Annotated in this window: 16 protein-coding genes; 9 read left to right on the top strand and 7 right to left on the bottom strand. The window is 72.3% G+C overall.

The annotated features are described in order from the left end of the window. Positions 1-33: 33 nt before the first annotated feature. Positions 34-1,233, bottom strand: coding sequence for a glycosyltransferase (locus AC3EN4_RS13310; protein ID WP_435206204.1), 1,200 nt, complete (start codon positions 1,231-1,233; stop codon positions 34-36). A gap of 203 nt (positions 1,234-1,436) precedes the next feature. Here AC3EN4_RS13310 and AC3EN4_RS13305 point away from each other — a divergent pair, with 203 nt between their 5' ends. Next, positions 1,437-2,435 carry an SDR family oxidoreductase gene (locus AC3EN4_RS13305; RefSeq protein ID WP_435206203.1) on the top strand — a complete coding sequence of 333 codons (999 nt, stop codon included), beginning with the start codon at positions 1,437-1,439 and terminating at the stop codon, positions 2,433-2,435. Between the two features lie 52 nt (positions 2,436-2,487). Further along, positions 2,488-3,060, top strand: coding sequence for a DUF5709 domain-containing protein (locus tag AC3EN4_RS13300; protein ID WP_435206202.1), 573 nt, complete (start codon positions 2,488-2,490; stop codon positions 3,058-3,060). Between the two features lie 5 nt (positions 3,061-3,065). On the opposite strand, the gene AC3EN4_RS13295 is transcribed toward AC3EN4_RS13300, so the two are convergent. Both AC3EN4_RS13295 and macS read right to left on the bottom strand, forming a co-directional pair. Beyond that, positions 3,066-3,713, bottom strand: a complete 648-nt coding sequence (locus tag AC3EN4_RS13295; protein WP_435206318.1) for a response regulator — start codon at positions 3,711-3,713, stop codon at positions 3,066-3,068. A 14-nt stretch (positions 3,714-3,727) separates the two neighbouring features. Then, on the bottom strand, positions 3,728-4,852 hold the full coding sequence (macS, locus tag AC3EN4_RS13290; protein ID WP_435206201.1) for a MacS family sensor histidine kinase: 1,125 nt from the start codon (positions 4,850-4,852) through the stop codon (positions 3,728-3,730). Between the two features lie 120 nt (positions 4,853-4,972). On the opposite strand from macS, the gene AC3EN4_RS13285 reads away from it, so the two are divergent. After that, complete coding sequence (locus tag AC3EN4_RS13285; protein ID WP_435206200.1) at positions 4,973-5,413, top strand: ATP-binding protein; 441 nt, start codon at positions 4,973-4,975, stop codon at positions 5,411-5,413. A gap of 124 nt (positions 5,414-5,537) precedes the next feature. Here the strand turns inward: AC3EN4_RS13285 and AC3EN4_RS13280 are convergent, their stop codons facing one another. Then, positions 5,538-6,476, bottom strand: a complete 939-nt coding sequence (locus tag AC3EN4_RS13280; protein WP_422736760.1) for a ribose-phosphate diphosphokinase — start codon at positions 6,474-6,476, stop codon at positions 5,538-5,540. 77 nt (positions 6,477-6,553) lie between these two features. Between AC3EN4_RS13280 and glpK the strand changes: the two genes are divergently transcribed. The 3 genes from glpK (at position 6,554) to AC3EN4_RS13265 (ending at position 9,002) form a co-directional block, all read left to right on the top strand. Then, positions 6,554-8,038 carry a glycerol kinase GlpK gene (glpK, locus tag AC3EN4_RS13275; protein WP_435206199.1) on the top strand — a complete coding sequence of 495 codons (1,485 nt, stop codon included), beginning with the start codon at positions 6,554-6,556 and terminating at the stop codon, positions 8,036-8,038. Positions 8,039-8,041: 3 nt separating this feature from the next. After that, positions 8,042-8,464, top strand: coding sequence for a DUF3592 domain-containing protein (locus tag AC3EN4_RS13270; protein ID WP_435206198.1), 423 nt, complete (start codon positions 8,042-8,044; stop codon positions 8,462-8,464). 88 nt (positions 8,465-8,552) lie between these two features. Further along, entirely contained in the window at positions 8,553-9,002 is a 450-nt protein-coding gene (locus tag AC3EN4_RS13265; RefSeq protein ID WP_435206197.1) for a YbaB/EbfC family nucleoid-associated protein, read from the top strand. A gap of 22 nt (positions 9,003-9,024) precedes the next feature. Here the strand turns inward: AC3EN4_RS13265 and AC3EN4_RS13260 are convergent, their stop codons facing one another. Further along, a complete protein-coding gene (locus tag AC3EN4_RS13260) occupies positions 9,025-9,468 on the bottom strand; it encodes a hypothetical protein (protein WP_435206196.1) in 444 nt (147 codons plus the stop codon). A 104-nt stretch (positions 9,469-9,572) separates the two neighbouring features. Here AC3EN4_RS13260 and AC3EN4_RS13255 point away from each other — a divergent pair, with 104 nt between their 5' ends. Further along, positions 9,573-9,866: a hypothetical protein gene (locus tag AC3EN4_RS13255; protein WP_422736765.1), complete on the top strand. Its 294-nt coding sequence runs from the start codon at positions 9,573-9,575 to the stop codon at positions 9,864-9,866. Positions 9,867-9,883: 17 nt separating this feature from the next. Next, positions 9,884-10,780, top strand: a complete 897-nt coding sequence (locus AC3EN4_RS13250; RefSeq protein ID WP_435206195.1) for a hypothetical protein — start codon at positions 9,884-9,886, stop codon at positions 10,778-10,780. Positions 10,781-10,802: 22 nt separating this feature from the next. Here AC3EN4_RS13250 and AC3EN4_RS13245 read toward each other — a convergent pair whose 3' ends face one another. After that, positions 10,803-11,636 (bottom strand): phosphoribosylaminoimidazolesuccinocarboxamide synthase, encoded by an 834-nt coding sequence (locus tag AC3EN4_RS13245; RefSeq protein WP_435206194.1) that lies wholly within the window; start codon positions 11,634-11,636, stop codon positions 10,803-10,805. Between the two features lie 149 nt (positions 11,637-11,785). Here AC3EN4_RS13245 and AC3EN4_RS13240 point away from each other — a divergent pair, with 149 nt between their 5' ends. Then, the gene (locus AC3EN4_RS13240) at positions 11,786-13,117 is read left to right on the top strand and encodes an ABC transporter substrate-binding protein (protein ID WP_435206193.1); all 1,332 of its coding nucleotides are present in this window, start codon (positions 11,786-11,788) and stop codon (positions 13,115-13,117) included. Between the two features lie 13 nt (positions 13,118-13,130). Here the strand turns inward: AC3EN4_RS13240 and AC3EN4_RS13235 are convergent, their stop codons facing one another. Then, complete coding sequence (locus AC3EN4_RS13235; RefSeq protein WP_435206192.1) at positions 13,131-13,382, bottom strand: hypothetical protein; 252 nt, start codon at positions 13,380-13,382, stop codon at positions 13,131-13,133. Positions 13,383-13,443 lie beyond the last annotated feature (61 nt).

The raw sequence follows: 13,443 nt of genomic DNA, 5'->3' as shown, positions 1-13,443 counted from the left end.
CGCACCGACACGGCGTGGGCTGCTGTCGCGATCTCAGGCCTCGACCGGCTTGCGGCGACTCACCACCCGCTCGTAGAGGCGTTCCAGCGCACCGGCGGTCCGTTCCCAGGTGTAGCTGCTGCGGACCCGGTCCACGGCGGCATGACCGTAGGCGAACCGGCCGGCGTTGTCGGCGAGCAGCCGGCGCAGGGACAGCCCCAGCGTCCGGACGTCACCGGGTGGCACGAGCCGACCGGTGACCTCGTCGACGACGGCGTCCGCCAGGCCGCCCATCGCGTAGCCGACCACCGGTACCCCGCACGCCATCGCCTCCAGGGAGACGCGTCCGGCCGAGGAGTAGTGCGGGGTGCAGGCGACCACGTCGGCCGAGCGGTACCAGGTCGCCATCTGGTCGTGCGGTACCGCCCCGACGAGGCGTACCTGCTCGGCCACCCCGGCGCGCTCGGCAAGCTCGCGCAGGCGGCGTGCCTCCGTGTGGTGGGACAGTTGCTCGGCGGGTGGGCCACCGGCGATCACCAGTTCGGCGTCGCCGACCAGCCGCATCGCCCGGATCAGGTCGTCCTGGCCGTGCCCCGGGGACAGCCCGCCGACGGAGAGGATCCGGGCCCGCTGTTCGCGGGGGGCCGCCTCGCCGTCCGGATGGAACTGCGCGGTGTCCACCCCTGCCGGCACCATCGCGACGGAGGTCCGTTGCAGACCCATCCGGGTCAACTCGTCCACCTCGTCGTTGGACTGGGCCACCGCGATGTCCACCGCCCGGGTCAACGCCCGTTCCAGCGGGATGCGCTCCCCCGGGCCGTCGTACCCGCCGCCGAGGTGGCGTAGCTGCTCCACCCCGAGCGAGTGGAAGGTCTGGACGACCGGGATGTCGGTCTCCCGGACGGCGTGCGCGGCGGCCAGCCCGCCGATCCAGTAGTGCCCGTGCACCACCTCGGGACGCCAGGCGCCGCCCCACTCGTCGGTCAGCCAGCGCCCGAACTCGGTGACGTGCGGGATGAGTCCGGCGGTGGGCAGGGCGGTCGGCGGACCGACGGGTACGCGATGCACCCGGTAGCCGTCGACCTCCGCCGTAGGCGGCAGCTCGGGATCGTCCCGACGCTCGTAGATGCGGACATCATGGCCCCTGCCAGCAAGCTCGGCGGCGACCCGGGCGATGTGTTGTCGGGTGCCTACCGGCGGGCCGTCGGCGTGCCGGTACGAACTGCTGTGCGCGCAGACGAGGCCGACGCGCATGGGTCACCTCCCTGCGAACTCTTCCTCGGCGGTCCCGGTCAGAGCGTCCCATTAACCTGGGGGCCCCGAGTCGAAACCTGGCAGATCGGGAACAGTCACCGCAGGTGCCACCGACACTTGCGCCACGGCAATCACAACGGTCCCGAATCGGATCGTCGCCGGCCGGGGGTATGACCGGCCCCGCCCCGGGGTACCGCTGGAGAATGCCGCTGACCCGGAGCCTCGACGACTCGACCGTGGTGATCACCGGCGCGTCCAGCGGGATCGGCACAGCCACCGCGTACGCGCTGGCCCGCCGTGGTGCCGCCGTGGTCCTCGCCGCCCGCAGTGAGCAGGCGCTGGAGCAGGTGGCGCAGCGCTGCCGGCAACTGGGCGGCCAGGCGTTGGCCGTACCGACCGACGTCACCGACCTCGACTCGGTACGCCGCCTGGCCGAGCGGGCGGTGGTCGAATTCGGACGGGTCGACGCCTGGGTGAACAACGCGGCGGTGAGCGCGGTGGGTCTGTTCGATGAGATTCCGGTCGCCGAGTTCCGGCGCGTGCTGGAGGTCAACCTGCTGGGCACGGTGCACGGCATCAAGGCCGCACTGCCGTACCTGGAGGCGGCCGGCGGCGGCGTGCTGGTCAACAACGCCTCGGTGCTGGCCGAGGTGGCGATGCCGTACCAGTCGGCGTACAACGCCGCCAAACACGGCATCCGTGGCCTGGCCGACACCGTCCGGCAGGAACTGCGGGTGACCGGTCGTGGGCAGATCTCCGTCTGCACCGTGCTGCCGGCCACCATCGACACCCCGTTCTTCCGGCACGCGGCGAACCACAGCGGTCGGGAACTGGTACCGCCTCCGCCGATCTACCCGCCGGAGGTGGTCGCCCAGACGATCGTGCGGCTGCTGCGCCGGCCGCGCCGGGAGGCGTACGCCGGTGGGGCCGCACGGCTGCTCGGCCTCCAGTGGCGGCTGGCGCCGGCGCTGGTCGAACGGACCCTCGGGTGGTACGCCCACCGCACCCAGTTCGGCCCGGGCGCGCGGCTGGACAGCACGGGCAACGTCTTCCACGCCGACGGGCAGGCCAGCCGGGACGGTGGCTGGCACGGTCGACGGCGTCAGCTGGTACGGATGACGGCGGCGTTCGGTCTCGCCGCGGCCGGCACCGCCGTCGGCACGATGGCGGCGATCAACCGGCGCTCCCGGTCGCCGCGCTGATGACAGGCTCTCCTTCCGGTTACGGCGGGAGGGCAGCGGGTAGTGATCAGACATGCGCGACAACGAGTACCCGACCCCCGTGTCCGACACCGAGGCGGAGGGTCTGCCCGACACCGCCGATGACGACTCGACCGCCTACGACGACGTCCTGACCGGGCGCGAGGCGGACGGCCCGGAGCCGGCCCAGATCCCCGGTGACCGGACCCCGGTGGCGGTGGACCGCTTCGGGACGACCGCCGAGGAGCAACTGGACGGGGAGTCGTTGGACTACAAGCTCGGTCGGGAGATGTACGAGCGCCCGGTGGACGACCCGCTGGCCGGCCCGGTCGACCCGAAGATCGCCTTCGAGGCGGAGAACGAGGCCGCCGCGGCGGAGGCACAGCTCGACGCCGACGTGATGGACCCCGGTCCCACCTCGGACCCCAACTCACCGGTCTCCCTCTACGACCACGGTCAGCTCGGCACGGTCGCCGACGCCACGGTGGGTCGGCTGGTGGAACCGGACGAGGGGGCACACACCGACCAGGAGACCGACTCGGTGGCGTACGACGCCGGTTCGGCGGGCGGCGGCGCCACCGCGGAGGAGTTGGCCATCCACGAGACCGAGCCGCCGCGGTCGGTCTGAGCGGGTCAGTCGTCCAGCCCACGCTCGATGGCGTAGCGGGTCAACTCGACCCGGTTGTGCAGGTGCAGCTTGCCCAGCGTGTTCTGCACGTGGTTCTGCACCGTCCGGTGGGACAGGCCGAGCCGCTGGGCGATCTGCTTGTACGACATCCCCTTGGCCACCAGACGCAGCACCTCCGTCTCCCGAGCGGTGAGCCGGGGCGTCCCCGGCTCACCGTCGTCGGCGGCGTCCGCCGTCGGTCCGGAGGCCAACCGGCGGTACTCCCCCAGCACCAGCCCCGCCAGGCCGGGCGTGAAGACCGGATCGCCGTTGGCGGTGCGGCGCACCGCGTCGAGGAACTCGCTGGGCGCCGTCGACTTCACCAGGTAGCCGGTGGCGCCCGCCTTGACCGCGTCGAGCACGCTCTGCTCCTCGCCACTGGCACTGAGCATGAGCACCCGCACGTCGGGCAGGGCGGCGCGCAGCCCGACGACCACCTCGACCCCGGAGATGTCCGGTAGTTGCAGGTCGAGCACGACCACGTCGGGTCGGACGGCGGCGGCGACCCGGATCGCCTGCCGCCCCTCGCCGCTTGTCGCCACGACCAGGAAGCCGGCCTCGGCCAGGTCCCGGGCCACCCCCTCACGCCACATCGGATGGTCGTCGACGACCATCACCCGCACGGCGGTCACCGCCGCGTCCTCGGCACGGTCAGCTCGACCTCGGTGCCGGCGTCGGGACTCGACATGATCCGGACCGTCCCGCCCAGGTCGGTCACCCGGCCCCGGATCGACTGGGTGACGCCGAGCCGCCCCTGCGCGGCGGCCTCGGCCAGTCTGCCCTCCTCGATGCCCGGCCCCTCGTCCCGGATCGACACGGTCACCGTCTCCCCCTCGTCCTCGACCAGCACCCAGGCCCGTCCCCCGGCGTGCCGGCCGACATTGTCCAGGGCCGCCCCGGTGGCGGCCGCCAACTCGCCGGCCACCTGCCGGGGCAGGGTCACCGGGGTGGCGGGCGCGGAGAGCGACACCGCCGTCGAGGCGTACCGGCCGAGCAGGTCCCGCAGGTCCACCGCGTCCGTCCCGGTGACGGCGGCGGGTGTGGTGCCGGCGATCAGGGCACGCAGCGCGGCCTCCTGCTCACCGGCGAGCCGGGCCAGCTCGCCGGCCTCGCCGGGCAGGTGCGCGCCACGCCGCTGCACCAGCGCCAGCACCTGGAGGACCGAGTCGTGAATGTCCCGGGCCAGCCGCTCCCGCTCGCGGGTGGCCGCCTCCAACTCCACCGCGTGTTGCAGGCGCTCCTCGGCGGTCACGGCGAGCCGGGCGACGTGCCCGACCACCACCCCGGCGAGCAGCAGCAGAATCACCCCGGTGAACGAGGACTGGCCGATCCGCTCCCGGGTGGCCAGGTCCGCGCCGGCCACCAGCAGCGCGGCCACCGTGCCCCGCCGCCGGCCACCGGAGACGGCCCAGGCCAGCACCGGACCGGCCATCCAGGCCACCCCGAGAGTGGGTACGCCGTGCCCGAGCGCCTGCCGTCCCACCACCCACGGGCTGGACAGCACGATGGCGATCACCAGGCCGAGGTCGACCAGCAGCAGCGGCCAGCGGCGCCAGGCCGGCCGGGCGTACGCGACGGCGGTCACCCCGGTCCAGACGACCATCACCAGCACCAGGACGCCGACGGCGATCGGATGGGCGTACCGGTCGGCGTCGCGCACGGCGAGCACGCAGACGTACCCGAGGGAGGCCAGCCGGAACACGGTGAGCGCCCGCCAGAGCGGCACCTCGAACCCACCCGGCGGCGACGGCATGGCGGTCAGGATGCCACAGTCGGGTCGCCGACGCGGAGGCCACGTGGTGCGCTCCGAGAAACCCTGACGTACGGTGGAAAAGCCGCGAAATACTTCGAGATCCGCTGCCGGGACAGGGCCATGACGAATGCAGATCCGCACGCACCGCGTACGGTTGTGCCCATCGAACCGTCCCTGCTGATCGCCGAGGCCTTCGACCAGGCCCAGGTGACCGAGATTCGACACTCGGTCACCTCCTGCGCGCATGCCTGCGGGCTGGACGGGCAGCGGCTGGACGACTTCGTGCTCGCCGTCAACGAACTGATCACCAACGCGGTGCGGCACGGCGGCGGTCGGGGCTGGCTGCGACTCTGGCGGGAGCCCGGCGAGTTGCTCTGCGAGGTGGCCGACCACGGGCACGGCATCACCCCGCAACGGCTGGGCGACCGGAGCCGTCCCGCCCCGGACACCGCCGGCGGATGGGGCCTCTGGCTGGCCCGCGAACTGACCGACGCAATGGAGATCGCCACCAGCTCCTCCGGCACCACCGTCCGCATAACCGCAACCCTCCCCAAGCTCTAACCCCCACCCCCTTTCGCGTCGATCTTGCACTTTGTGTTGACGAAATGCTGCCTTAGGTCGGCTTTGTCGCCACAGGAAGTGCAAGATCGACGGGAAAAGAGGGGCGGGGACGGGGGCGGGGCGCTCAGCCGAAGAGGGCGGAGACTGACTCGCCGTTGTGGATCCGGCGCATCGCCTCGGCCAGGGCCGGGGCGACCGAGAGGACCTGGAGCTTCTCCACCCGCTTCTCGGCCGCGATGGGGACGGTGTTGGTGCAGACGATCTCCAGCACGCCGTCCTGTTCGCTGAGCCGGCGCAACGCGTCGCCGGAGAACAGGCCGTGCGTACAGGCCAGCCGGATCGAGCGGACCTTCAGGTCGCGCAGGTGCTCCATCAGCTCGATCACCGTGCTGCCCTTGGCGATCTCGTCGTCCAGCACGATGACGTCCCGGTCGGCGACCTCACCGATCACCGCGCTGATCTTGACGAGGTCGTCGCTGAACCGCTGCTTCGCACCGGCCGCGACGGGCGTGCCGAGCAGTCGGGCGAACGCGGCGGCCTCCTTGGCGTTGCCCAGGTCCGGCGAGACCACCACGGTGTTGCTGAGGTCGTACCGCCGGAAGTGGGTGGCCAGCTCCCGCAGCGCGTGCAGGTGGTCGACGGGGACGCTGAAGAAGCCGTGCACCTGCGGCGAGTGCAGGGTCAGCGCGAGCACCCGATCCGCTCCCGCCGAGGTCAGCAGGTCGGCGACGAGCCGGGCGCCGATCGAGATCCGGGGCGCGTCCTTCTTGTCCGAGCGGGCGTAGGCGTAGTGCGGCAGCACCACCGTGATCCGGCCGGCGGACGCGCCGCGCGCCGCGTCGATCATCAGCAGCAGCTCGACCAGATTTTCCTGTACCGGTGGCACCAGCGGCTGGATCAGGAAGACGTCCCGCTCCCGGCAGTTGGCCTGCAACTGCACTTCGAGACAGTCGTTGGCGAACCGGGAGACCCGGACCGGGTGCAGCGGCACCCCCAGGTGGGCGCAGATCTCGGCGGCGAGGTCGGGATGGGCAGTTCCACTGAAAACGGCGATGTCGCGCACGTTCGCACATCGTAGGCGACGTGCGGGCCGACGTGACGCGTGTCGCACCGCGCGGCGGCTGCGGGTACGGTGCTGCCGTGACCCCCCAGTACGTCGCCGCCATCGACCAGGGCACCACCTCCTCGCGGTGCATCGTGTTCGACTCCGCCGGGGAGATCGTCGCCGCTGCCCAGCGCGAGCACCGCCAGATCTTTCCCCGGCCCGGCTGGGTGGAGCACGACGCCGAGGAGATCTGGGACAACGTCCAGCGGGTGGTCGGCGAGGCGCTGCGATCGGCCGGCATCGAGCCGTCGGGGCTCGCCGCCGTGGGCATCACCAACCAGCGGGAGACCACCGTCGTCTGGGACCGGGCCACCGGCCGGCCGGTGGCCAACGCCGTGGTCTGGCAGGACACCCGCACCGGGCCGCTGCTCCGCGAGCTCGCCTCGGCGTACGGCGAGGAGTGGTTCCGGGCCCGCACGGGTCTCCCGCTGGCCACCTACTTCGCCGGCCCGAAGCTGCGGTGGCTGCTCGACGAGGTGGAGGGCCTGCGCGAACGCGCGGAGCGCGGCGAGGTGCTGTTCGGCACGATGGACAGCTGGCTGATCTGGAAGCTCACCGGTGAACACGTCACCGACGTGACAAACGCCAGCCGGACCCTGCTGATGGACCTCACCACCCTCGACTGGGCCCCGGAACTGCTGGACGCGCTGGGTGTGCCCGCCGCGATGCTGCCCGAGATCCGCTGCTCCGCCGAGGTGTACGGGACGGCCGGCGGGGTGCTCGCCGGGGTACCGGTGGCCAGCGCGCTCGGCGACCAGCAGGCCGCCCTGTTCGGGCAGACCTGCTTCCAGCCCGGCGAGGCCAAGTGCACCTACGGCACCGGCAGCTTCCTGCTGCTCAACACCGGCGCCAGCCCGGTCCCGTCCACGCACGGCCTGCTCACCACGGTCGCCTACCGGATCAAGGACCAACCACCGGCGTACGCCCTGGAGGGCGCGATCGCGGTCACCGGATCGCTGGTGCAGTGGCTGCGGGACAACCTCGGGTTGATCTCCTCCGCGTCCGAGGTGGAGGACCTGGCCCGCACGGTGGACGACAACGGCGGCTGCTACGTCGTGCCGGCGTTCTCCGGCCTGTTCGCCCCGCACTGGCGCAGCGACGCGCGTGGGGTGATCGCCGGCCTGACCGGCTACATCACCAAGGGGCACCTGGCCCGGGCGGTGCTGGAGGCCTCGGCGTGGCAGACCCGCGAGGTGGTCGACGCGATGGACGCCGACTCCGACGTGGCGCTGCGCCGGCTCCGGGTGGACGGCGGGATGACCGCCAACGCGCTGCTCATGCAGTTCCTCGCCGACGTGCTCGATGTCCCGGTGGTCCGCTCCCGGATCACCGAGACCACCTGCCTCGGCGCCGCGTACGCCGCCGGCCTGGCGGTGGGCTTCTGGCCCGACCTGGCCACGCTGCGCGCGCAGTGGCGCTCCGACGCGCAGTGGGAATCGACAATGGCCCCCGAGCTGCGCGAGGCGGAGCTGCGCCAGTGGCGCAAGGCCGTCCAGCGCACTCTCGACTGGGTGGAGTGAGTCATGCCGCTGGTGGTCCTGATCATCCTGGCGGGCCTTGGCCTGGCCGGGATGGCGTACGCCCTCGTCCGGTTCCGGCGCGACCTCGCCCTGCTGCGCCGGGGCGTACGGACGCCGGGTGAGGTGGTGGAACTTCGTCCGGTCACCCGGGGGAACGGTCCCCGCACCTACTACCCGGTGGTGCGGTACCGAACGGCCGACGGCGCCGTGGTGACCGCGACGCCGGGCCGCTTCCGGCAGACCCCGCTGTCGGCCGCGCCCGGACCGGTCACCGTGGTGTACGAGCCTGAGCGTCCGAACCGGATCCTCGTCGAGTCGCCGAGCATCGTGGGAAGGTCCTCGGTGCTGGTGCCGTTCGTCTCCCTGCTCACCGTCAGCGTGGTGGTGCTGGTCGTCGGCGTCGGGATCTTCCTGAGCCTGGGCTGATCCCCGCTCCACAGTGGTCCGGCCCCCCAACGGTGGGTCGCGGTGGGTACCGTCGGCCGGTCAGACCGACGACAGCGGGAGGGGCACGATGAGCGGGCCGATCGGCGGCGCACCGAACCCGGACGTGATGGCGCAGTTGGCCGCACGGATGCGGGAGCAGTTGGGTCGCGGGGAGGAACTGCGCGGCCGGTTGACCGGGCTGACCGGTCACGCGGAGAGTGAGAACGGGTTGGTGCGCGTCACCTGCACCGCCGACGACCCGGCCCGGGAACTCCACATCGACCCACGGGCCCTGCGCCTGCCCGCCGCCGAGCTGTCGGAACTGGTCGCCGGCCTCCTGCGCGAGGCGCGGGCCGACCTGGCGCGGGCTACCACCGAGGTGATGCGTGAGTTGGGCGGTCCGGCCGGGCCCGCGACGCTCGTGCACGATCCGGCGGCGGCGCAGGCGAAGCTGGCGCAGCTCAACGACATGGTCAGCGGGCCGCTGCGGGAGAGCACGGAGATGCTGGAACGGCTGCGGCGTCAACTGGGGGTGTGACGGACGCCGGCCCGGGAGCGGGTCAGCGGCCGCGCCGCACCCGCTGCACGGCCGCCCGCAGGAAGACGACGGCGAGCGCCACCATGGCGGCCAGCAGGGCCAAGCCCACCAGCAACGGGGCGATGGCCCAGGCCATCAGGCTGACGGTGGCCTGGTCGTCGTTGGCCCAGCCGTCGACCCGATCGCCGGTGTGCAGCGAGCCGCCGCCCACCGGGCCACTGACCACCCTTCCGTCGGACATGGTCCAGGTGCCCCGGCACCGCTGGGTCCCCTTGGCACCACCGTTGTCACAGGACTCGACCTGGATGCTCGCCCGCTCGGCGCCGATCAGATTGCGGCCGAGGCCGACGGGCAGCACCAGGAGGGCCAGGAGCAGCAGGATCGGCAGCAGAATCCGCTGCCAGCGCGGCCGGCGGGCCATCCGGGCCGCGTAGTTGTCGGGGGGCGTCGACGGTCCGGCTGGCATGGGTCGCAGGCTACCAGCGACGGGCACTCACGCCCATCCATGATCCTGTTAGGCTGTCCGCGCTCCGGCACCATGAACATCGATCGCGTACACGGGGAGAGTCGATGATCGAGGTTGACCCGCCGGCGATCCGTGCGCTCGGCGAGACGATCGAACGTCAGGTCGGGCCGCCCCTCGACGCCTGCGCCGAACTGCTGGCGTCCGCCCGCCTCATCGAACACAGCAACTTCACCTCGGTGGTGCCACAGCTCGCGGTCGCCTACGTCGGCGCCGTCGAGTTCGTCGAGGAGCAGTTGCGCACCAAACGCGAGCACCTCGCCGAGGTCCGTTCCCGGTTGGCCCGCACGGCGGACAACTGGGAGGCCGCGGAGACCGCCAGCACCATCGCTCCCCGCTGAGACCGCCGGAGACCGACATGGCAAACCCCAGCTACCCCGCGGCCGCCGCGAAGATCGCGATGGCGGAGATCAGCGTGGCCGCCTCGGTCATCCCCGCCGCCTGGCCGATCGCCCAGATCGTCTACTTCAACCAGTGCGACCCCGAGACGATCATGCGCAAGGGCGGTGACTGGTTGTCCATGTACGACCAGCTCGGCACCGCCCACGGCAACCTCGACGACGCCCTCGCGACCCTCACCCCGGCCCAGTGGAGCGGCAAGGACCGCGACGCGTTCGGAGTGCACATCAAGGCGTACGGCGTCCAGGTCGTCGGCACCCAGGTGCTGGCGGTCACCGTGGGCGTCACGATGCTCTGCGTCGGCGCCGCCCTGCTCTGCCTCGTCGTGGCGTACGCGGTGGTGTCCACCATCCTGCTGGCCTTCGCCACCTTCATCGTGGCGGCCTCGGCGACCGTCGTCGGAGCGCCCGCCGCGGCGTCGGCCGAGGCCACGGCAGCCTCCTTCGCCGCCTCGGCGCTCAGTTTCCTCAAGGGCATCGAGACGATGGCCGAGGCGATCGCCACCGGCGGGGCGGCGGCCATCGCGGGTGCCGCCTCGTTCGACGTCGGCACCCATCTGGGCAGCGGCGACACCCAGGTGCTCAAGGACCTGGTCCAGGCCACCGTCGACGGGCTCGACAACGTGGCCGCCGGGTTCCTGTCGAAGTGGGAGCGCGACTTCGTCGGGTACGGCATCCACAGCAGCGCCCGACACGCGGTGGGCTCCCCGACCGGGCCGGGCTACCTGGTCTACGGCGGCGGCACCCAGCTCGCGCCGGCCGGGACGGACGACGACGGGGACACCGTCTGGGGCACCTCGGGCGTGGTGGACAACCTGTGGTCGCGGCTGTTCGGCAACGACGCCTGGAACCACTGAGCGGGTCGCCGTGCCGCCGGGGTCACTCCCAGCGGTTGCCGGTGAGCTTCTCGTACACCTGGACGTAGCGGGCGCGGGTCGCCTCGACGACCTCGGCGGGTACGTCCGGCGCGGGCGGCAGCTTGTTCCAGCCGCTACCGGTGGCCCAGTCCCGCACGTACTGCTTGTCGTAGGAGAACTGCACCCGGCCCGGCTGGTACGACTCGGCGGGCCAGAACCGCGACGAGTCGGAGGTCAACAGCTCGTCGGCGAGCACCAGGGTCCCGTCCGGCGCCCAGCCCAGCTCGATCTTGGTGTCGGCGATCAGGATGCCCCGGTCGGCGGCCAGTTCGGCCCCGCGCCGGTAGATGTCGAGGGTGATCTGCCGCAGCCGTTCTGCGGTCTCCCGACCCACCTTGGCCACCACGTCGTCGTACGTGATCGGCTCGTCGTGCTCGCCGGCCGGCGCCTTGCTCGACGGGGTGAAGATCGGCTCGGGCAGGATCGACGCCTCGCCGAGCCCTCGGGGCAGCGGTACGCCGGAGACCGTGCCGGTGCGCTCGTACTCGCGCAGGCCGCCGCCGGTGAGGTAGCCGCGGGCGACGCACTCGACGGGCACCATGTCGAGCCGCTGGCAGCGGATCGCCCGGCCGGCGAACTCGGCCGGCACGTCGGTGGCCGAGATGACGTGGTTCGGCACCAGGTCGGCGAGCTGCTCGAACCACCACAGCGAGAGCGCGGTGAGCAGTCGGCCCTTGTCCGGGATCGGTGTCGGCAACGGCACGTCGTAGATCGAGATGCGGTCCGAGGCGACCAGGATCAGGTCGTCGCCGTCCGCGTACACGTCCCGAACCTTGCCCGAGTGCAGAAGTTCCACGTGCCCTAGTACACCATGTGACGTCGCCGGGCCCGTTCCGGCCACCTATCCGCCCACGGGCCGACGGGCGTGACCGGACGGACGTTGACACCCTCCTGCGCCGCCTGCGTGAATGGTCCGGCCCCCGTCCGTTGGTGCCAGGAGACCCCGTGCCCGCTGTTCGTCCCCCGATCGACCGGTTTGACGCCGACCCGGGCCGACGCCGGGTGCTCACCGCGCTGTTCGGCGCTCCCCTGTTGGCGACCGGTGGACTGGCCGGATGCAGCGACGGCGCCGACACCTCGACCGGGAGCGGACCGGTCGAGCTGTCGATCTTCTGGTGGGGAGGGGCGAAGCGGGCCGAGCTGACGGAGAAGGTCCTGCGGCTGTACTCGGAGCGCAACCCCGGGGTCACCTTCCGGGTGACCTGGCAGGGCGCCGACGGCTACTACGAGCGGCTGGCCACCCAGGCGGCCGGCGGCAACGTCCCGGACCTGATCCAACTCGACGACTCGATGCTGGCCGAGTACACCCAACGCCAGATCACCCTGGACCTGACCGAGCCGATCGCCGCGCACCGGCTGGACCTGCGTGGCCTGCCCGAGGGCCTGGTCCGGTACGGCACGGTGGACGGGCGGACGACGGGGGTCGCCGCCGGGCAGACCCTCGCGGCCGTGGTCTTCAACCGGGACCTGCTGCGTGAGCTACAGGTGCCCGAACCGCGTGGCGGGATGTCCTGGGCGGACTACATCGCGTGGGCGCAACTGGTCACCGAGGCCAGCGACGGCCAGGTGGCCGGCACGATGGACGCGTCCGGCGACTACCGCGCCCTCTGGCTCTGGCTCCGGTCCCAGGGTGGCGAGTTCTACCGGGGGCGGGAGCTGGGCTTCGGCGCCGACGAGCTGATCGCCTGGTTCGAGCTGTGGCAGCGCGCCCGCGCCGGCCGTGCCACTCCGGGCGCGGCCCTCGTCGAGCAGGCCGACAGCGGGGAGCCGTCCCGGCAGCCGGTGGTCACCGGGTTGACGGCCGCGTCCTTCGCCTGGTCCCACCAGCTTCCGGAGCTGCAACGACTCACCGACTCCGAGCTGGGCGTGGTGGGGTTCCCCGGGCCACCGGGCGCCCAGTGGGCGCGCGCGTCGATGTACTGGGCCGGGTTCCGGGGAACCCGGCACCCGGACACGGTGGCCGACGTGATCAACTTTTTGACCACCAACGGCGAGGCCGGGACGGTCCTCGGCCACGAACGGGGCCTCAACGCCAGTCTCGCGGTCCGCCGGTACACCCAGGGCAGCATCACCGACCCGGCTCAACTGCGTGCCGCCGCCCTCGGTGACACCCTGGCCGACCAGCTCGGGCCGGCGCCGGCGCCGCCGCCGAAGGGCCACGCCAAGGTACGCACCCTGCTGGTCACCGCCGCCGAGCGGGTCCGGGTCAAGCGGGACGGCACCCGCGAGGCCACCGCCCGCTTCCTGTCCCAGGCCATCGGCGCCCTGGCGGGCTGAGCCCCGCCGGTCGTCAGCGCGGCGGGCCGCCGCGGCGGTTACGGGTGAGGCGCAGCACCAGGAACACGATGATCGCCACCACCACGAGGCAGCAGAGCAGACCGAGGAAACCGAAGCCGCCACCACGGGAGCGCCGCCGTGCCGCCTCCACCACCACCTCGCCGGTCCCGGTGGAAGCCCAGGCAGCGACCGGCACGAAGACCGCCAGGACGACGGTACCGAGGACCGCGCTGAGCCGGCCCCACCACTTTGCGAAGGAAGACATGCGCCCATCCTCGCCGAAGGGCGCAACCTCGGCACGGCGGTCCACGCCGAATTCACGGGAC

This window comes from Micromonospora sp. bgisy143, from assembly GCF_057708145.1.
The sequence above is the reverse complement of the archived record's forward strand: the minus strand, read 5'-3'. Positions and strand labels throughout refer to the sequence as shown.